General features: G+C 66.7%; 24 protein-coding genes and 1 tRNA gene. 7 read left to right on the top strand and 18 right to left on the bottom strand.

Annotated elements, in window-relative coordinates:
- Positions 1–588: 588 nt before the first annotated feature.
- The 5 genes from EJE94_RS09045 to EJE94_RS09025 form a co-directional block, all read right to left on the bottom strand.
- Positions 589–1,074 (bottom strand): hypothetical protein, encoded by a 486-nt coding sequence (locus EJE94_RS09045; protein ID WP_121240776.1) that lies wholly within the window; start codon positions 1,072–1,074, stop codon positions 589–591.
- A gap of 128 nt (positions 1,075–1,202) precedes the next feature.
- Entirely contained in the window at positions 1,203–1,445 is a 243-nt protein-coding gene (locus EJE94_RS09040) for a hypothetical protein (RefSeq protein ID WP_121240774.1), read from the bottom strand.
- A gap of 107 nt (positions 1,446–1,552) precedes the next feature.
- Positions 1,553–1,792 carry a hypothetical protein gene (locus EJE94_RS09035; RefSeq protein WP_121240772.1) on the bottom strand — a complete coding sequence of 80 codons (240 nt, stop codon included), beginning with the start codon at positions 1,790–1,792 and terminating at the stop codon, positions 1,553–1,555.
- A 13-nt stretch (positions 1,793–1,805) separates the two neighbouring features.
- Positions 1,806–2,786 carry a type IV secretion system protein gene (locus EJE94_RS09030; RefSeq protein WP_121240770.1) on the bottom strand — a complete coding sequence of 327 codons (981 nt, stop codon included), beginning with the start codon at positions 2,784–2,786 and terminating at the stop codon, positions 1,806–1,808.
- Positions 2,783–3,592, bottom strand: coding sequence for a TrbJ/VirB5 family protein (locus EJE94_RS09025; protein WP_121240768.1), 810 nt, complete (start codon positions 3,590–3,592; stop codon positions 2,783–2,785). The genes EJE94_RS09030 and EJE94_RS09025 overlap by 4 nt, the downstream gene beginning before the upstream one ends.
- Here EJE94_RS09025 and EJE94_RS09020 point away from each other — a divergent pair.
- Positions 3,591–3,776, top strand: coding sequence for a hypothetical protein (locus tag EJE94_RS09020; RefSeq protein WP_124962429.1), 186 nt, complete (start codon positions 3,591–3,593; stop codon positions 3,774–3,776). The genes EJE94_RS09025 and EJE94_RS09020 overlap by 2 nt on opposite strands.
- Before the next feature lie 1,047 nt (positions 3,777–4,823).
- Here the strand turns inward: EJE94_RS09020 and EJE94_RS09015 are convergent.
- The 10 genes from EJE94_RS09015 to EJE94_RS08975 all read right to left on the bottom strand — a co-directional run bounded on the left by EJE94_RS09015 (position 4,824) and on the right by EJE94_RS08975 (position 10,258).
- Entirely contained in the window at positions 4,824–5,039 is a 216-nt protein-coding gene (locus EJE94_RS09015; protein ID WP_121240766.1) for a hypothetical protein, read from the bottom strand.
- A 53-nt stretch (positions 5,040–5,092) separates the two neighbouring features.
- Entirely contained in the window at positions 5,093–5,830 is a 738-nt protein-coding gene (gene mobC / locus EJE94_RS09010; protein WP_121240764.1) for a MobC family replication-relaxation protein, read from the bottom strand.
- Positions 5,831–5,876: 46 nt separating this feature from the next.
- Positions 5,877–7,325 (bottom strand): type IV secretory system conjugative DNA transfer family protein, encoded by a 1,449-nt coding sequence (locus tag EJE94_RS09005; protein WP_124962428.1) that lies wholly within the window; start codon positions 7,323–7,325, stop codon positions 5,877–5,879.
- Positions 7,301–7,525, bottom strand: coding sequence for a hypothetical protein (locus tag EJE94_RS09000; RefSeq protein ID WP_124962427.1), 225 nt, complete (start codon positions 7,523–7,525; stop codon positions 7,301–7,303). Before EJE94_RS09000 ends, EJE94_RS09005 begins: the two co-directional genes overlap by 25 nt.
- Positions 7,526–7,527: 2 nt before the next feature.
- A complete protein-coding gene (locus EJE94_RS08995; protein ID WP_121240759.1) occupies positions 7,528–7,926 on the bottom strand; it encodes a hypothetical protein in 399 nt (132 codons plus the stop codon).
- Positions 7,926–8,069: a hypothetical protein gene (locus EJE94_RS14600; RefSeq protein ID WP_165904794.1), complete on the bottom strand. Its 144-nt coding sequence runs from the start codon at positions 8,067–8,069 to the stop codon at positions 7,926–7,928. The genes EJE94_RS08995 and EJE94_RS14600 overlap by 1 nt, the downstream gene beginning before the upstream one ends.
- 130 nt (positions 8,070–8,199) lie before the next feature.
- A complete protein-coding gene (locus EJE94_RS08990) occupies positions 8,200–8,949 on the bottom strand; it encodes a hypothetical protein (RefSeq protein WP_121240757.1) in 750 nt (249 codons plus the stop codon).
- Entirely contained in the window at positions 8,946–9,374 is a 429-nt protein-coding gene (locus EJE94_RS08985; RefSeq protein ID WP_121240755.1) for a hypothetical protein, read from the bottom strand. Before EJE94_RS08985 ends, EJE94_RS08990 begins: the two co-directional genes overlap by 4 nt.
- Positions 9,371–9,676: a helix-turn-helix transcriptional regulator gene (locus EJE94_RS08980; protein ID WP_121240753.1), complete on the bottom strand. Its 306-nt coding sequence runs from the start codon at positions 9,674–9,676 to the stop codon at positions 9,371–9,373. The genes EJE94_RS08985 and EJE94_RS08980 overlap by 4 nt, the downstream gene beginning before the upstream one ends.
- Before the next feature lie 489 nt (positions 9,677–10,165).
- Positions 10,166–10,258: transfer RNA gene (locus EJE94_RS08975), tRNA-Ser, on the bottom strand.
- 128 nt (positions 10,259–10,386) lie between these two features.
- On the opposite strand from EJE94_RS08975, the gene EJE94_RS08970 reads away from it, so the two are divergent.
- Complete coding sequence (locus EJE94_RS08970; protein WP_121240751.1) at positions 10,387–10,644, top strand: hypothetical protein; 258 nt, start codon at positions 10,387–10,389, stop codon at positions 10,642–10,644.
- Positions 10,645–10,674: 30 nt separating this feature from the next.
- Positions 10,675–11,505: an amidohydrolase family protein gene (locus EJE94_RS08965; protein WP_121240749.1), complete on the top strand. Its 831-nt coding sequence runs from the start codon at positions 10,675–10,677 to the stop codon at positions 11,503–11,505.
- 19 nt (positions 11,506–11,524) lie between these two features.
- Here the strand turns inward: EJE94_RS08965 and EJE94_RS08960 are convergent, their stop codons facing one another.
- Positions 11,525–12,766 carry an aspartate kinase gene (locus tag EJE94_RS08960; protein ID WP_121240747.1) on the bottom strand — a complete coding sequence of 414 codons (1,242 nt, stop codon included), beginning with the start codon at positions 12,764–12,766 and terminating at the stop codon, positions 11,525–11,527.
- 226 nt (positions 12,767–12,992) lie between these two features.
- On the opposite strand from EJE94_RS08960, the gene EJE94_RS08955 reads away from it, so the two are divergent.
- Complete coding sequence (locus tag EJE94_RS08955) at positions 12,993–13,286, top strand: helix-turn-helix domain-containing protein (protein ID WP_121240745.1); 294 nt, start codon at positions 12,993–12,995, stop codon at positions 13,284–13,286.
- A 17-nt stretch (positions 13,287–13,303) separates the two neighbouring features.
- Here the strand turns inward: EJE94_RS08955 and EJE94_RS08950 are convergent, their stop codons facing one another.
- Positions 13,304–14,137 carry a radical SAM protein gene (locus EJE94_RS08950; protein WP_121240743.1) on the bottom strand — a complete coding sequence of 278 codons (834 nt, stop codon included), beginning with the start codon at positions 14,135–14,137 and terminating at the stop codon, positions 13,304–13,306.
- Between the two features lie 47 nt (positions 14,138–14,184).
- Here EJE94_RS08950 and queD point away from each other — a divergent pair, with 47 nt between their 5' ends.
- From queD to EJE94_RS08935, 3 genes are read left to right on the top strand one after another with little or no spacing between them, the layout of a single operon-like run.
- Positions 14,185–14,634 carry a 6-carboxytetrahydropterin synthase QueD gene (queD, locus tag EJE94_RS08945; RefSeq protein ID WP_121240741.1) on the top strand — a complete coding sequence of 150 codons (450 nt, stop codon included), beginning with the start codon at positions 14,185–14,187 and terminating at the stop codon, positions 14,632–14,634.
- A gap of 3 nt (positions 14,635–14,637) precedes the next feature.
- A complete protein-coding gene (locus EJE94_RS08940; protein WP_121240739.1) occupies positions 14,638–15,165 on the top strand; it encodes a gamma carbonic anhydrase family protein in 528 nt (175 codons plus the stop codon).
- Positions 15,162–15,857, top strand: a complete 696-nt coding sequence (locus EJE94_RS08935; protein ID WP_121240737.1) for an SIMPL domain-containing protein — start codon at positions 15,162–15,164, stop codon at positions 15,855–15,857. Before EJE94_RS08940 ends, EJE94_RS08935 begins: the two co-directional genes overlap by 4 nt.
- Before the next feature lie 7 nt (positions 15,858–15,864).
- Here EJE94_RS08935 and ftsB read toward each other — a convergent pair whose 3' ends face one another.
- The gene (ftsB, locus tag EJE94_RS08930) at positions 15,865–16,143 is read right to left on the bottom strand and encodes a cell division protein FtsB (protein WP_121240735.1); all 279 of its coding nucleotides are present in this window, start codon (positions 16,141–16,143) and stop codon (positions 15,865–15,867) included.
- Between the last annotated feature and the right edge of the window lie 6 nt (positions 16,144–16,149).

Genomic DNA, 16,149 nt, shown 5'->3' with positions numbered 1-16,149 from the left:
CGCCGGAGGGGCGGGGGGCTTTCGCGAAGGGCGCCAGTGGCAACAAAGCGGCGGGGTTTCGAGCGGTGCAAGGCGACGTGACAGGCATGACAGGGCAAGGGGCGCAATCGAGGCCGCAGCTCGCCGGCGCATTTCCGGCGAGACCGGGCGAAGAGGCGCGCGAAGCGGCGGCGCAGCCGCCCCCGCAGAACTGGCGTAGACTGGCACCAAAGACTTGCCCTAGCGAGCCGCCGCGACTTGCCGCTGGCGCTCTGAAGCCCCCCGACCATCTGGAGGCGCGTAGCGCCCTCCTGTCCTCGCTCCGCGCAGCGGGGCGATGCTGACCAGGCTTCACGGCAAGCCCGCAGGGGGCGCAGTGAGGCGTCGGCGCCAGCCGGAGCCGGCGAGTTGGCGATAGCCATCTACGAGCCGGACCGGCAAGCCGTGGCCTCGCGGAGGGCAAGGGACGCGCAGCGCCGCAGGCGCGGAGGCGGCAGGGATTGAAGCCCGCAGGGTCGAGACTCGCTCGCGAGGCTCGATCGCTCGCGACGAAAGCTCGGCCCCGCAAGGGGCCGCCAAGGGCCTCGGCCACGGTGAGCTGATTTTGTCTCACGCCTCGATGTACCCGGAGGCAATGGCTACCAAGTGGTTATAGTGACCCGGCCAGATGTACGGCAGCTGCGCCAGACCCTCGACCCCATAGGCCCACTCGGGCCAAGTATCGGCGCGATGCTCAGGCCCGGGGTAGGCGGTGTGTGACACCGCACCGCCGGCCAGCCGGACAACGATCCCGCCGTCGAGCGCATCCTCGAGCCCCTCGAAGAACACCAGCGCCAGGCTGGGCAGCACCTCGACCACGGCCGGATCGCCTTGCGGCAAGTCGACGCCAGTCATGGCGACGCCGCCGCCCCGCCAAGTGTCGCCGCATTTCACATACGGCACGCACCAGCGCGCCGGGAGTCCCGTCGATTTCATGAAACATGCGCAGAGCGGCGCGAGCGCCGCCTCGCCGGCGACGCCAAGGCGCACGGCATCGCCGGCCTTGGCGATGACCTGAATCAACAGGTCAGCGAGGATGATGGGTGTATTGCACATTACATTCCTCCTAGAGCTTGGGGCCCGCCAGGGCCCGAGTTCGGCCCCTGGCCTTTCGCGAAGCGGCTTTTACGCCACCGGGCCCGACTGCTAGGGCCCCAGTTCGGGCCCTAGCGGGGCCGTGAAGATCAAGCGGCCTCGTCGGTCGCCTCGATGGCCTTGCCGGCGATGCGTGTGAGGATCTCGATCTGCTTCGCTGACAGGTAGGTCTCGTCGCCCCACTTTTCATAGCGCGCGGCGTTCTTGGTCAAGAAGTCCTTGTCCCAATCGTCCAGCTTCCCAGCCTCGAGCGCGGCCTGCCCCGCCGCGAAGAGGTCTGCGATGTTGCTGGGCAGCGCGACATGCTCGTGCTCGGTCTTTTCTTTGCTCATGGTGAAACTCCTTTCGGTTGCGAGGTGGGCACCTGCCCGTCTCGCCGGTATATGGCATCGAGGCGAAGCGCCGCCGCGCTGCCAGGGCGAAGCCCGGCAGCGCGGCATCAATTGATCAGGCTGGATATCCAATTGCCGATGGCAACGGCCGGCGTGACATAGACCATGAACCAGAAGCCGAGCCACAGCGCCAGGCTGTCCTGCCGGGTCATGTGCAAAGCCAGCCAGAAGGCCTCAGCGAGGCTCCGAGCCTCCGGCGCGATAAGCCAGGCGCGCTGCTCGCGCGTCATGAGCGCGCGAAGGCTGAGGAACTGAACGAGCGCTTCAGAATGAATGCCGTAGTACATGATGTCCTCCCTCTCAAGGCTTCGCCGCCCCGCCCGAGCCGCTCGAGCCGCCGCCTTTCCCGCCGCTGTCGGTGCCGCCGCCCTTGCCGCCGCGCATCGCATTGCGCACGGCGCCGGTGACGCGGCCGGCATTCAGTGAAGCGCCGCCGACCAGCGCGGTCGAGATCGTGCCGACCTGGAGCATGAGGTAGAGCACAAGGCCAGCCAGCCCCGCCACCCCGAGCGCCGCGAGGGTGGCTTGAGCCGCGTTCGCAGCGGTCGAGACCGCGCCCCCGCCGGCGGGGAGCGCACCGAGAATGCCGGACATGCCGGCGAGCAGCGCCCCGCCGATGCCCGCGATGATCGCCGCGACAGGCTTGTACAGCGCCGCCCCAATGGCGAACTTGAGCCAGCCGTCAAACAGGAAATTAGTCTGCGGCAGGATCAGGAAGGGGATGAACAAGGGCGCGAGCACCGCCGCGACCTTGAGCAGCACGGCGCCGAGGGCGACAGCGATGAAGAAGGCGATGCCGGCGGCCATGACCGTGCCGATCGCGAGGCCCAGGATGAGCACCGGCACGCCGTACATGATGAGCCGGCCGATGGTGTCGAATGGATGCAGGAGCTCAGGGTTGATGAGCGCCGTCATCGCCTCGCCGAGGCTGCCGATCGCCGCAGCGAGGGTATCCATGCCGCTTGAGCCCAGCTGGGCGAGCTTCCCCCCGCCGACGCCGAGTGCGTCGAGCACATGATCGGTGATGCTCACGATACCGTCCATAAGCCCGCCCTTCGCCGCCCAGAGGGCGAAGAAGATCACCAGGATCATCCGTACGAATGGGCCGACCAACGAGGTCACGACGCCGCCCGAAAGGGCGAGCTCGAGGCCGAACCAGACCACTCGGATGACGGCGAGGCTGCCCAGGATCGACAGCGACAGGGGCAGCAGATCGGCGCTCGTCGCGGCGAGCGCCGTATCGACGGCGGAGAACAGGGCCGCGAAGGAAAATGTGGTCATTTCTTGCCCCGCTGCTTGAGGATGTCGTACATCCCGCGGACGGCCTCGGCATCGCGATCGCGCTCCGCGCGCGCCGTGATCTTGTCGCCCTCCGCCTCGCGGATGCGGTCAGCCTGAGCGGCGGTCGAAGTGGCGATGGCGGCCGTCAGGTCGCCGAGCTGCTGGGACATCACGGCATTGATCGCCGCAAGGCCCTGAACCGCTTGCAGGACGCCCTCGGCGTCGAGACTGCCTTGCAGCGCCCGCTCGGTGTTCCGGCCGTGGTTCTCGACCGCGGCCTTGATCTGCATGGCCTCGTTCAGGTTGGCAACCGCCTGCCGTTCGCCAGCCTTCGCCCGAGCTTTCTCAGCCGCGAAGAACTCGCCCCAGGTCATGTTCGCGAGCCCGGCCATCTGCTGAATTCGCGAGGTGTAATCCGCGGCCGAGCTATAGACGCCCGCGCCCTGGTTCGCCAGAGCGGCAGCCTGGGTTCCGGAACGATAAAGGGTGTTCACCGTGCGCAGGACTTGCTGGATATCCGTCGTGTCTTCGCCAAGCTTCTTGGCAACGTCGATCCCGACGCGCCCGGCGGAATTGACCAGGCCGGAAACGGCGCTGGGGTTGAGCGTCTTGAGGTTCTTGAGCGCCGATTCCAGCATCTGCGCCTGGATTACGTAATCATTGATCTGCTGGGCGTAGCTCTGCGCGGTCTGCAACGCGGTCAGTGTGTTTTTGACCAGATTGGTCGAGTCGATGACCGCGACCTGGGCGCTGGCCGGCGAAGCCAGGCCAAGCAGCAGGAGCAGGGCGAGAACGAGGGTTTTCATGGTTGTTCCTTTCGAAATTGAGGGGCTACAACTTCTATGGCGGCGAGGCGAAGCCGAGCGCAACACCGTCGCATTCCTGCCCTCGATCTGCCATGCCGGCACGGCGCAGCCGGCCGCGCATGCAGCGGCAATCGGTTCCGAAAAATCGAATCGAGACGATCCGCAAAGCGGATCGGCGAGGTGAGATTGACGGGGCGCGCGCAGGCCCGGGGCATGCAGGCCGACGCCGCAGGCGAGGCCGGAAATGCCCTCGGGCCGGAGGGCAAAGCACCGGAAAACCACGCCGGCCTGCGCAGCTGCCGGCATGGTTTTGCGGGTGCGCGCAGCTATCGAAGGGGCCGCGCAGCGCCCCGCCGATGGCGCAGGCAAGCGCAATGGCCGCAGCGAAGCGGAGGCCATGAAGCGCCGCAGCGAAGGGAGCGCAGCGACCGCAGCGAAGGGGGAGCCATCCCGCGAGACTGGACGGCGAAGCCGGCCAAAGTCGAGCGAGGATGGGGCAAGGCGAAGCGACCGAAGGGAGCGTCTCGCCGCCGCCCCTGAGCCGGCTCCGCCCCCTAGGGCGGAACGGCGAAGGCGGGGGGAGCCACCCGACGATAGGGAGCCGGCAGGCGACCGGGCCGCCCCCAGGCGGCATCGTCGAGGTGGGGGGCGCAGCCCCCGGACGCCGACGGCGCGACAGCGGCGCTCGGCCCCCGTAAAGGTGGGTGCCGACAGCCGCGAAGCGGCGTCGTCGGCAGCCGAAGGCCGAGCCGAAAGGGGGTGGGGCGAGCGAAGCGAGACACACACCCTCGGCGAGCCCAGCTTTACGGGGGCCGAGCGCCGCTGTCGCGTGGGCGTCCGCGGCAAGGCACCGTGAGGGAGGGCGGCGTCCAGCCGACCTAGCGACCTGGGCCCCCCTGGGGGCAAACCGCCGCAGGCGGTTTAAGGGAGCGACCCACGGGGCCGCGCAGGCAGTCCGCGCCAGCGGGCTGCCGGAGTTCCAACGAGCGGGCGACAGCCCGGTCGTGGCTCCGCCCCGTGGGGCGGAGGCTGGGGCCGCCCGCTGGAGCCTCCCCGGTATCACCGGGGGGAGGCTCCACGGGTAGGCTCCAGCGGGCGAGGATCGGGCGGGCGTAGCCCGCATCGATCCGATGCCCTGCCGGCGGTGCGAATCGGGAGGTCGGCGAAGGCCGGCCGGCACGATGCGCAACCCGGCTCGTGTGCACCGATCTGCTTGCAGAGCGTGCACACGTCAGCCGCCAGGCTGACCGCTGGCCGCCGCGATCTCCGCGCGCGCCAGCTTGACGGCCTTGGCGAGACTGTCGGCGACCAGCGCCGACACGTCGAACACAAGGCCGGCCGCATCCGCGTCATTGCGTAGCCGCTCGATCTGCGCGCACAGATCGAGCGGCAACCGCACGCTGAGCGTGCCGGTCTGGTTCTTGGCTTTCGGTTTGAGGATGCTCATGCTTCTGCTCTCCGGTTGTGTACGAAATGTTTACGGGCTGTGTACAAACCGCATCACGCGGCGACGACAAAGGATGGGTAGTCGGTGAAGCGGAACGCATCGCGGTGGCGCTGCTCGAGCTTCACGCGCTGACCGGCGACGGGCACGGCCTCGACCTTGGCGAACATCGCCGCGACGGCGGCGGCGATCTCTGGCGTCGGAGATGTGTACAAAACGCGGGTGAACTTGCCGGCCTTGATCGCCTGCAGGCGGTCGGCGATCACGACTTCGTAGCGCTTCAAGGTTTTGATCGTGCGCTCGCACTCGACGCCCACGATTTCACCGGCAGCCGTTGTGACAATCGCGTCGGGTCTGCTCTGGCCTTTCTGCCACTTGGCCTCGCGGTCTCCATACCGCCAGCCGTGCCAGCCGGCACGCTCGGCGGCGAGGCGCAGGCGCTGGAGGTCGAGCGCGTGCGCCAGCACGGAAACCGGCACACGCGAGGGCTCGAAGTATTTCGACTCGGGGCCGTCGTCGATCGCTGGATCGAAGGCCATGCCTTGACCATGCGCGGTGATGCCGATCAGGGCGAGCTTGACGCCGCTACCGAGCGCCAAGGTGTAGGTGACGACAAGGCCGTCACGCGCCATCGCCGCGACGGTCTTGCGAACCGCGCGCGCGGACGTGATGCCCATCACGTCGCCAGCGATCCCCGGCCGCGTGAAAATCTCGACGCGCAACCAGCGCAGCAGCGCGCGCCGCTTGGCTGCCTGCCGCTGCTCGCGTTCCTGCTTGTCGTGGATCAGCGCCATTGGTTCTCTCCGATGTGGTGATGCCTGCCATGGCAGGTCGGCGAAGTCAGATCAACTCGGCCGCGCTGGTCGCAACGGGTTTGCCATCGGCGCCGACATACGGCTCGACAGCCTCCGGCTGCGGCGCCGGGCCGCTCGCGAGCCAGCGGGTGGAGAGGAAGAAGGCCGGGCCGACGCCGAAGACAATCCCGACGCTGGCCTCCTGTCCAAGGGGTTTGGGAAGATGCGCGAAGATGTGGGCGGGAAAGCGGTACCGCTCCGACTCGCGCCAGCCGCCTTCCTGCGGGCCGAGTAGCTCTTTCGTCTTGCTCGTGGTTTCCGACCACGCGCGCTCTTTGCCGGACAGCAGTTCCAGCTCCTTGCAGGTCTTGGCGTCGGTGGTTTTGTACACAATCCTGATGCTGCTGTTCCCCCACACCGCGCCGATAACGGCGTTGGCGTCGAGGCCGGGGCAGTCGTGGAGGTCGCCTTGGCTCTGATGCGCGAAGATAAGGTGGCAGTTGCGGTCGCGGATCGTGGAGGCAGCCCGAAGTGCCGCCGGTGAGAGCAAAAATTTGAGCTCGTCGAGGAACGTCGCGATCGGCCGGCTTCGATCCTGGCGCTCTTCGATGATCTGCATGACGCGCTGGAGCAGCAGGCGCTGCGCCGCTTGAACTTTGAGGTCGACGGTCGAGCCGATGACGTACAGCAGCCCGGCATTTGCGATAAAACCGCTCAGGTCGAATTCTTTCGCCGTGTTGAAGGCTGGGAGCCGGCACAGCTGCCGGAGCTCGCGGAAGAGGTTTGTAGCTCCAACGATGGCCTCGTCGCCCTGGGCTGCCTGGAGCAACGCCGGCAGGCTGCTCGCGCCGGCCTGGAAGTAGTTCGCCAGGGCTTCGACCTTCTCCCGATCCTCGCCGCGGTAGAAGTCCGCGCCGGCATGGCCTGTCTTGCCCAGCTCTAAGCCGACCTGGAGCAGTTCCTCGACTTGATCCTGCCGGCAGCCTGCCAGCGGGTTGAGCTGAGGCGGCGCGGTCATGCGCAAGTCGATGACCTTCATCGGCACGCCGGCCCCGCCGGTCATTCGGGCGAGCACGCCTGGGAGGTTGGCATCGCTCTTGGGGTCGAAGACGATGACGGTTTCCCCCGCCATGGCTAGCTGCGACAGCAGCACGCCGGCGAGGGAGCTCTTTCCGACGCCACTCTCGCCGAGGATCTGCCAGTGGTTTTTGCTGCAGAGGCCTTGGGGCACGTAGATCGGCTTCCTCGTCTCGTCGAGGCCGAGGAAGATGCCTTTGCGCAAGTCGATGTAGGGCTCCGGGTCGAAGCTGGCGGCGAGCCTGGACATGGCCGCCGCGTCCTCGCCAACGTCGGCCGTGGCGCGCTGTTGCTGCTGCGGTTCAAGAAGGCCGATGGCCTGGAAGAGCCTTTCCCAGGCGGCCGCGAAGGCGCGGGCAACGAGGCCGGCGACCGGCACGTACTGGAGGAACCTCAGCAGCTTGGCAACAAGCAGCACCGCCAGGCCCAGCCCCCCCGGCCGGCCGCGGCGAGGCGCAGGACAAACCCCGGCGCCAGCGCCAGCAACAGCGCCGCGGCTATGCCCGCGCCGGCATTACCGACCCAGCCGAGGCCGAAGGCGCCGGCGACGACGGCGAGCACCAGCCAGGCGAGGCTGGCGCCGGCGATGTATGACGTAATCAGTTTGATGGAGTCCACCGTCATTCCTTTCTAGGTGGGGCGGTCACCGCCCCACCCTTGATGAGAAAGTTGCGCAGGGTGCCAACGGCCAGCCCGGCGGCGAGGAAACAAGCGGCCAGCCGCAGCGCGATCTCGCCGTGCGTCGGGCCGTGTGTCTGGTAGTACGCGTGCGCTGCCGACGCTGATACTTGAAAAATCTCGAGGCCGCGTGGCCCCGGCGCCTCGATGGTCACTGGTTGATCCTTGCCGGGAAGGTTCGTCACAATCAACGCGCGGATCGCGCTCCGCCGCGCCGCGGCCTCGGGCCAGCGCTCGGCCTGCCAGGTGGCCGCCCAGGCAAAGTGAAATGAGAGCAGCAGCGAGAGCAGCAGGTAGAGCAGCCGCGCCGCGAGCCCGGTCGCAGAGTCAACTTCTTTCATCAGAGCCCGGCCTCGCCGCGGATGACTTCCTCGATCACCTCGATCAGGACGAGGTAATCGCGGTTCATCGGCCCGTCCGTGCACGCGGCCGCGAGGATGAATTCACGATGCTTGTTGAGCAGAAATTGCATGTAATCGTCCATGTGTTTCTCCTGGAAGGGTGCCCGGCGGCGAGTGCCGCCGGGCGGGGGACAGGTAGGAGCTTGCGGATCGTTTCCTGTCCCGTTTATCAATGGCGTCGAGGCGAAGAGCCACCGCGGCAGCACGCGCGGCTCACGGCAATCGCCCGGCGAGCACGGACTTCGCCTTCGCGACTCCCGCCCGGGCCCGCTCAGCCGCCGCTGGCGGCGGCGCATCAGCGCGGCGCCCCAGCGCTGCGCTGCGCTTGGCTTCGCATGCTGCCGCCGCCTTCGAGGCGGCCAAGGCCGCCTCGACCTGGCTCGGGAGCGGCAGGGTGCCCAGCTCGGCGGCCAGCCGTGCGGCTGCCGCTTCGACGGCTTCAACCCCGTGCCTCGCCATCAGCCCCACCACTAGAGGCTTATCGCCGGGCTCTTTTCTCCAACATTTGACCCCATGCAGGATGTCCCACCCCCGTACCGTCGCCTGAGTCTCAGCTGCAGCAGCATCAAGTTCTGCTGCTGCTTTTTCCTCTTGGTGAACGTCCTCATGGTTAACCTGCCCTCGCGCATCCATGCCGCCGCCATCCATGCTGTGGGGTAGGATGGTTGCTTCCTCGTCGGCGCAGAAGGTGTGGCTCCATGTGAACTTTCCATCTGCCACTTTCTCCCGCCTCGAGCGCCACCAACCGACCAGCTCAAATTCCTTCCGGATCGCACGCCACGATTTCTCTGACAGCCCGAGGAACCGCGTGCGCATCGCCTCGACGCGAACCTCGAATCCGTCCGCCCGCCCGTGCAACCAAGCCGCCACGGCGCGCGCCGCGAGGGAGAGCCGGCGATCCTCAAGAATCCGATCCGGAACGACGCTAAAACGCTCCTTTTTCACGACGGTGAGGATCGTCATGCCACACCCCCGAGAAAGAGGTCGCCCTCGCGAAGGCGGCGTAGCTGCGCCACCAGCCGCATCTGCACCGCGCGACGTGTGGTGCCCGCGCGCGCAGCCATGGCCGCCGTGCCTCCGGCCGCGGCGTCGGCGAGGCCGCTCGGATCCTCGCGAAGGTCGCCGCCGGCCTCGGCGGCAGCGTCGACCTCATCGTCGAGCGCGATCGCGACGATGACCGCGTCTGATCCGCGCCAGACGCCAGCGATCTTGCGGATCCCGAAAGCCCGGGGCACGGCGCGCAAAGGATCCTCGCCGCCCAGCGCCGCGGCGGCGAGCTCTTGCTCGACGTCCTCAAGCTCAACCCCAGCCGCGCGCGCCCAGACTCTAGCGACTGGCGCGTAAGCGGAGATGACTTTCTTGATCGCCGGCGGATATGCATTCTTCATTGCACACCTCCCCGCGTCGCGCGGAACTCACGCACGGTGAGCCCCGCCCGCCGAGCCGCCAAGGTCTCAGCCGCGCTCGGCCGGCCTGCGCGGCTGCGCCGCGCAGGCGAGGAGGATGGAGGTTGAGTGACTTGCGCAGCAAGCCAAGCATCGATCGACGAGGCCGGCCAGCGCGTCGCGCGGCCGAGCCGGACCGGCGGCGGCAGCACGCCGTCGCCGAGGAGCTTGTAGAAATGACGTTTTGAGATGCCCAGCAGCTCACAGAGCTGCAGAGCCGTGTAAACGACGAGCGCGTCCACCATGATGTAAATCCTGATTGGATTTTTGCATCACACCCCGCCAGGGCGGGGAGGGACGGGACACCCGGGGGACTTGTCCTTGATGCCCCCACGCCACGCATCGCATCGCGTGGCGCACAACTGCTTGTAGGCCTAGCTTGCCATCAATCAGTAACAATCGACAGTGCCGATTCTACCCATCCAACACCCCATGTCAATACGTTTCTTGTTCTTTTTCAATGGGTTATATGCTTGAAAAGCACGCCAAACGGCCTTGTATTCGTGCAGTAGCTCGTTATGCCGTCGGTGTTAAGGTGACGCCATCGCAATTCCATGACAGTGCCGAGGACGAATTAAGACACCGTGGTGCATTCCAGTGCATTTCCATGACACTTCCGTTGCAATCAAGGCTGGAATTTTGGCATAATGACCTTGCGACGTACTCGGATATTATGCTTTTGGGCTACCAAGAAAAAACCCGCAAAGCCTGTGGCAGTGCGGGTTTTATGTTCTTGGCGGAGAAGGAGGGATTCGAACCCTCGATCCAGGTTTTGCCCAGATGCGCCCTTAGCAGGGGCGTGCCTTCGACCACTCGGCCACTTCTCCGCAAACCCGGCGCAAGCGCCGAATTGCGGGACGAATTATAGCCCAAGGCACCCGCGGTTTGAGTCACGGGGATACTCAAGCAGGCCGCCCTGGGATCGCCAATGGTGCAAGCCCCCGGGGAGACCGCGATGAAACATACCTGTACCGCCGAAACCGACCTCGACGAACTGATCGGCCGCGAGAGCTTCCACGAAGGCAGCCTCGCCTTCCACTACGGCCCGATCGCCCGGGCACTGAAGCTCGACGAGGAACTGGTTCTCGAAAACAGCGAGGTCCTCTCGGCGACCATGCTGGCCAAGATCCAGGCGGTGGTGCGCGGACTGTTCATTCCGGAGACCGAGGAAGCCCTGCTTCCGGGCGGCGGCTTCTCGCTGGTCCTGCGCTAGACTGGCGTCTCCGTCGCTACGGAGACGACCATGGCCCGCATCTTCGCCCTGTTTTTCGTCATCGGCCTCGGCGCGACCGCAGCGCCCGCCGCCGAGCCGACCAGCCCGCCGCTGCCGCTGTTCGATGCCCACTTGCACTACAACTGGGAGCCGACTCCCTACTACCCGGTGGACAAGGTGCTCGAACTGCTGCGCGAAAATCGCGTCACCGGCATCCTCGCCAACAGCCGCCCCAACGACGGCACCCGCGCGCTGGTCGAAGCGAAGCCGAAGGACATCCGGGTCGTGCCCTTCATCCGGCCCTACATCGTGCGCGGCGACCTCCAGACCTGGTTCGACGACCCGAAGATCTTCGAACTGATCCGCAGCGAATACAAGCGCGGCTACTACAGGGGCATCGGCGAGTTCCACCTCACCGGCAAGGCCGCCGCGACGGAGTGGGTGAAACGCACGGTGAATTTCGCGGTGGAACACGACCTGTTCCTGCACGCCCACGCCGACGACGAGGCGCTGGAAATTCTGTTCAGCCACAACCCGCAGGCGAAGATCGTCTGGGCCCACACCGGCTTCGGCACCTCGCCGGACAAGGTGGCGCGCTACCTCGAACGCTATCCGCAGATGTGGGGCGAGCTGTCCTACCGCTACGGCATCAGCGAGGGAGGCAAGCTGTCGGCGGAATGGAGGGGCCTGTTCCTCAAGTATCCCGACCGCTTCCTGCTGGGGTCGGACACCTGGGTCAACGAGCGCTGGGCGCGCTACGGCGAAATCATGGGCGAATACCGCGGCTGGCTCGCCCAGCTGCCGCGCGACGTCGCGGAGAAGATCGCGTTCCGCAACGCCGAGCGGCTGTTCGGCAAGTAGCCGAACAGGACAGGAAAGATCAGGCGGCGGCCTGGTCGAGCTCGAAGGTCTTGTGCAGCACGCGCACGGCGAGTTCGAGGTACTTCTCGTCCACCACCACCGAGATCTTGATCTCGGAGGTCGAGATCATCTGGATGTTGATGCCTTCCTCGGCCAGGGCGCGGAACATCTGGCTGGCCACGCCCGGGTGCGAGCGCATGCCGACGCCGACGGCCGAGACCTTGCAGATCTTGTTGTCGCCCTCGATGGCACGCGCACCGACATGGGGCTTGATCTGCTCTTCGAGGATCTTCTTGGCGCGGGCGAACTCGCCGCGATTGACGGTGAAGGAGAAGTCGGTGGTGCCGTCGTGGCCGACGTTCTGGATGATCATGTCGACGTCGATGTTGCTGTCGGCGATCGGGCCGAGGATCTGGTAGGCGATGCCGGGGCGGTCGGGCACGCCGAGCACGGTGAGCTTGGCTTCGTCGCGGTTGAAGGCGATGCCGGAGATGATCGGTTGTTCCATGGTGGTGTCTTCCTCGAAAGTGATCAGCGTGCCATTGGTTTCCTTGCCCTCTTCCTCGAAGCTGGAAAGCACGCGCAGCTTGACCTGGTACTTGCCAGCGAATTCGACCGAGCGGATCTGCAGCACCTTGGAGCCGAGGCTCGCCAGCTCGAGCATTTCCTCGAAGGTGATGCGCTCGAGCTTGCGCGCCTCGGGCACGATGCGCGGGTCGGTGGTGTAGACGCCGTCGACGTCGGTGTAGATCTGGCACTCGTCGGCCTTGAGCGCCGCGGCCAGCGCCACGCCCGAAGTGTCGGAGCCGCCGCGGCCGAGGGTGGTGATGTTGCCGTGCTCGTCCACGCCCTGGAAGCCGGCGACGATGACGACGGTGTCGTCGTCGAGGTCGCGGCGCATGTTGGCCTCGTCGATGTCGAGGATGCGGGCCTTGTTGAAGGTCGAGTCGGTCAGCACCTTGACCTGCGCGCCGGTATAGCTCTTGGCCTTGAGGCCGATGTCCTTCAGCGCCATCGCCAGCAGGGCGATGGTGACCTGCTCGCCGGTGGAGATCATCACGTCGAGTTCGCGCGGGTCGGGTTGCGGCGAAAGATCCTTGGCCAGCGCGATGAGGCGGTTGGTTTCGCCGCTCATGGCCGAGACCACGACGACGAGCTGGTGGCCCTGAGCCTTCCAGCGCGCGACGCGCCTGGCGACGTTGCGGATGCGATCCGGCGAGCCCATCGAGGTGCCGCCGTATTTTTGAACTATGAGCGCCATGGCTATGGGTGGGTTAACTCTTTGGAAAAGCTCGCGATTATATCCGCGTGACGCCCCGTGACGGAAGGGGTTGGCGGAGTTGCCCTCGAAAGACGTCCGTGACCAATTTCACGAACACTTGTATGGACTGGCCCACACTCGCTTGTTTGACATCCGAATATCCACTATGCTTGCGACCTATCACTTCCGTCATAGTGATCCCGAACCCACCAGCAAAGGTAACCACATGAAACAAATCGATAAAATCGATGCGCGCGAAATCCGCCGCAAGCTTGGTCTGAACCAGCAGCAATTCTGGTCCCAGCTCGGTGTCACGCAGAGTGGCGGCTCCCGTTACGAGAGCGGCCGCAACATGCCGCGCCCGGTGCAGCACCTGTTGCGCCTGGTGCATGTCGAGAACATCGACATCGGCAAGATCCGCCGCGACGACTACGAGGTCATCGAGTACCTCAAGAGTCAGGAGCAGGATCTGTTCAAGGACCTGAAGAAGCGCGCCAAGGCCGCCAAGAAGGCCGCCTGAGGTCCTTCAGGCCGCAACTACGGGCTGACCCGCACGGTCAGCCCGAGTTTTTCGATCTTCCCCGCCAGATCACCAAGCCAACTCTCGGGCAACCGCCCCAGGCGGCTGGCTTCGGGCTGCAGCGAAGGCCGCGCCAGCCCGTAGAGCAGCACCCCGGCCACCGCATCCTGCACACCCGGCAGGAAATCGACGTAGGCGGCGACCTCGGCCTCGGCCGGCGGTGTGCCGTCCCAGGCGAAGACGCAGGTCTGCACCCAGGTTTCGACCAGCCCGCCGCACAGGCGCAGGCGGCGCCGCACCGTGTCCGCATTCATCCGTACGCCGTTGATGCGAAAACTCGGCGCCGGCCCCACGGCATCGACCTTGAACCAGACCTCGCCGCCGAGTCGGCCGAGACGTGTCAGCGCCTCGCGCACCCGCACGCGATCGACCAGGCTGCCGTTGGTGATGAGGCGGATCTTCACCTTGCCGAGCAGGCCGTGGCGCTCCAGCGCCTGCGCGACGATGTCGAGCGCGGCGCCGAATTCGGGAGCACTGGTCGGCTCGCCGTTGCCGGAGAAGGCGACATCGACGATGCGCCTCGCCCCGGCCGGCGCCACGCGCTGGAGAAAGTCGGCGGCGGCGGCACGGCGCAGGAACTCTTCGAATTCCGCAGCGAGCAAGGCCAGATCGATCGGCGGCGGCCCGCCGCGCTTGAGGTCCGGCACCTGGCAATAGACGCAGCGCCAGTTGCAGGCGTTGTTGGGATTGAGGTTGATGCCGATCGAGATACCGCCGGCGCGGCGCGACACCACGGGATAGACGTAGCGCATGCCCGCGCTGTCGCGGCTGTGGTCGTCGGTGCTCAGCATGGCCGCTGATATACTTTCCTCATCACAGGATTATCCCCCAAGGCCCCATGCTGATCACACGCCGGCTCGAATTCGACGCGGGCCACCGCATCCCCGACCACCGCAGCCAGTGCCGTCACCTGCACGGTCACCGCTACGCCATCGAGATCACGCTCGCGGGCGAGGTGATCGAGGCCGCGGGCCGCCCCGACACCGGCATGGTGATGGACTTCTCCGAAGTGAAGGAAATCGCCCGGCGCTGCGTCGTCGATGCCTGGGACCACGCCTTCCTCGCCTACCGCGGCGACACCGCGCTCGTCGCCTTCCTCGCCACGCTGCCGGGGCACAAGACCGTGCTGCTCGATGCCGTGCCGACGGCCGAGAACCTCGCGCGCATCGCTTTCGGGCTGCTCGATCCGGCCTATCAGGACACCTTCGGCAACCACCTGCGGCTCGAGCGCGTGCGCCTCTACGAGACACCGAACTGCTGGGCCGACGCCACGCGCGCCCGGGCCTGAACCATGAGCGTCTTCCGCATCGCCGACAGGAGCCCGCGGATCGACCCGGGCGCCTGGATCGCCCCGAATGCCACGGTGATCGGCGATGTCAGCCTCGCCGCGGGCGCCAGCATCTGGTGGAACGCCGTGCTGCGCGGCGACAACGACCCCATCGTCATCGGCGAAAACAGCAACATCCAGGACGGCTCGGTGCTGCACACCGACGAGGGCGTGCCGCTGACGCTCGGCCGCGACATCACCGTCGGCCACATGGTGATGCTCCACGGCTGCACCGTGGGCGACGGTTCGCTGATCGGGATCGGCTCCATCGTGCTGAATCGTGCGGTGATCGGCCGCCACTGCCTCATCGGCGCCAACAGCCTCATCCCCGAGGGCAAGGTGATCCCCGAGCGCTCGCTGGTGATGGGCTCGCCGGGCAAGGTGGTGCGCGAACTCTCCGACGAGGAGGTCGCGCGCCTGCTCCACGGCGCCGCCCATTACGTCGACAACGCGCGCCGCTACCGCAAGGAACTCGAGGAGATCGCCCCATGAAGCTGCTATCCGCCATCGCCGCCGCGGCGCTGCTCGCCACGCTGCCCGCCGCCGCCCAGACCGCGCCGCCCACGCCCGCCGGCACGCTGATCGACTTCCGCGTCGACGTGCAAAGGAGCGTCGTCAATGATCTCGGTCGCGCCACCGCCCATGTCGAACTCACCGGCGCCGATGCCGCCGACGTCGCCCACCGCGTCAATGCCGCCATCGCCGGCGGCCTCGCGACGGCCAAGGCGCAGCCGGGCGTGACGGTGAAGACCGGCAACAGCCACACCTATCCCGTCTACGGCAAGGGGGGACGCACCATCGAAAGCTGGCGCACGCGCTCGGAGATCGCGCTCGAGAGCCGCGACGCCGCCGCGCTGTCGGCACTGCTCGGCAAGCTGCAGTCGTCGCAGCTCGCGGTGAGCCAGGTCGGCTTCGCGCCGGCGCCGGAAACCCGCCGCGCCGCCGAGGACGACGCCGCACTCGAAGCCATCGCCGCCTTCCAGGCCAAGGCCGCACGCTATGCCGCGGCGCTGAAGAAGCCCTACAGGATCCGCAGCATGAACATCGGCAGCGGCTACGCCCCGCCGCAACCGCTGTTCCGCGGCGCGATGATGGCCGCCGCCGACGCGGCGCCGCTGCCGGCCGAGACCGGCGAATCGACCATCACGGTCAACCTCAACGGCCAGATCGAGCTGATCGATTAGCGGCGCTTCAGGGGTTTTTTTGCGGCACCTGGACGAAGACTTCGCCGTCCTTGATCAGTCCCAGCTCGAAGCGCGCGCGTTCCTCGATCGCGTCGTAGCCGGTCTTGAGGTCGCGCACCTCGGCGTCGAGCGCGGCGTTGCGCGTTTCCAGCTTCTGGTTGGCCTCGCGCTGCACCTGCAGCTGAGCCTCCAGTTCGCGCGCCTTGAACCAGCCGCCCTTGCCGAGCCAGAGCGGATACTGCAGCAATACGATGATTGCCAGCAGTATCCACGTCGGCCAGCGCATGCTGGA

The sequence above is a fragment of the Sulfurisoma sediminicola genome (genome assembly GCF_003865015.1).
Classification (GTDB): domain Bacteria; phylum Pseudomonadota; class Gammaproteobacteria; order Burkholderiales; family Rhodocyclaceae; genus Sulfurisoma; species Sulfurisoma sediminicola.
The sequence above is the reverse complement of the archived record's forward strand: the minus strand, read 5'-3'. Positions and strand labels throughout refer to the sequence as shown.

What these genes read in the sequence shown, in the direction of transcription:
- EJE94_RS09045 (WP_121240776.1), bottom strand. Translation starts at nt 1,074, where the DNA reads ATGTGCAATACACCCATCATCCTCGCTGACCTGTTGATTCAGGTCATC.
- EJE94_RS09040 (WP_121240774.1), bottom strand. Translation starts at nt 1,445, where the DNA reads ATGAGCAAAGAAAAGACCGAGCACGAGCATGTCGCGCTGCCCAGCAAC.
- EJE94_RS09035 (WP_121240772.1), bottom strand. Translation starts at nt 1,792, where the DNA reads ATGTACTACGGCATTCATTCTGAAGCGCTCGTTCAGTTCCTCAGCCTT.
- EJE94_RS09030 (WP_121240770.1), bottom strand. Translation starts at nt 2,786, where the DNA reads ATGACCACATTTTCCTTCGCGGCCCTGTTCTCCGCCGTCGATACGGCG.
- EJE94_RS09020 (WP_124962429.1), top strand. Translation starts at nt 3,591, where the DNA reads ATGGTTGTTCCTTTCGAAATTGAGGGGCTACAACTTCTATGGCGGCGA.
- EJE94_RS09025 (WP_121240768.1), bottom strand. Translation starts at nt 3,592, where the DNA reads ATGAAAACCCTCGTTCTCGCCCTGCTCCTGCTGCTTGGCCTGGCTTCG.
- EJE94_RS09015 (WP_121240766.1), bottom strand. Translation starts at nt 5,039, where the DNA reads ATGAGCATCCTCAAACCGAAAGCCAAGAACCAGACCGGCACGCTCAGC.
- mobC (WP_121240764.1), bottom strand. Translation starts at nt 5,830, where the DNA reads ATGGCGCTGATCCACGACAAGCAGGAACGCGAGCAGCGGCAGGCAGCC.
- EJE94_RS08995 (WP_121240759.1), bottom strand. Translation starts at nt 7,926, where the DNA reads ATGAAAGAAGTTGACTCTGCGACCGGGCTCGCGGCGCGGCTGCTCTAC.
- EJE94_RS14600 (WP_165904794.1), bottom strand. Translation starts at nt 8,069, where the DNA reads ATGGACGATTACATGCAATTTCTGCTCAACAAGCATCGTGAATTCATC.
- EJE94_RS08990 (WP_121240757.1), bottom strand. Translation starts at nt 8,949, where the DNA reads ATGACGATCCTCACCGTCGTGAAAAAGGAGCGTTTTAGCGTCGTTCCG.
- EJE94_RS08985 (WP_121240755.1), bottom strand. Translation starts at nt 9,374, where the DNA reads ATGAAGAATGCATATCCGCCGGCGATCAAGAAAGTCATCTCCGCTTAC.
- EJE94_RS08980 (WP_121240753.1), bottom strand. Translation starts at nt 9,676, where the DNA reads ATGGTGGACGCGCTCGTCGTTTACACGGCTCTGCAGCTCTGTGAGCTG.
- EJE94_RS08970 (WP_121240751.1), top strand. Translation starts at nt 10,387, where the DNA reads ATGAAACATACCTGTACCGCCGAAACCGACCTCGACGAACTGATCGGC.
- EJE94_RS08965 (WP_121240749.1), top strand. Translation starts at nt 10,675, where the DNA reads ATGGCCCGCATCTTCGCCCTGTTTTTCGTCATCGGCCTCGGCGCGACC.
- EJE94_RS08960 (WP_121240747.1), bottom strand. Translation starts at nt 12,766, where the DNA reads ATGGCGCTCATAGTTCAAAAATACGGCGGCACCTCGATGGGCTCGCCG.
- EJE94_RS08955 (WP_121240745.1), top strand. Translation starts at nt 12,993, where the DNA reads ATGAAACAAATCGATAAAATCGATGCGCGCGAAATCCGCCGCAAGCTT.
- EJE94_RS08950 (WP_121240743.1), bottom strand. Translation starts at nt 14,137, where the DNA reads ATGCTGAGCACCGACGACCACAGCCGCGACAGCGCGGGCATGCGCTAC.
- queD (WP_121240741.1), top strand. Translation starts at nt 14,185, where the DNA reads ATGCTGATCACACGCCGGCTCGAATTCGACGCGGGCCACCGCATCCCC.
- EJE94_RS08940 (WP_121240739.1), top strand. Translation starts at nt 14,638, where the DNA reads ATGAGCGTCTTCCGCATCGCCGACAGGAGCCCGCGGATCGACCCGGGC.
- EJE94_RS08935 (WP_121240737.1), top strand. Translation starts at nt 15,162, where the DNA reads ATGAAGCTGCTATCCGCCATCGCCGCCGCGGCGCTGCTCGCCACGCTG.
- ftsB (WP_121240735.1), bottom strand. Translation starts at nt 16,143, where the DNA reads ATGCGCTGGCCGACGTGGATACTGCTGGCAATCATCGTATTGCTGCAG.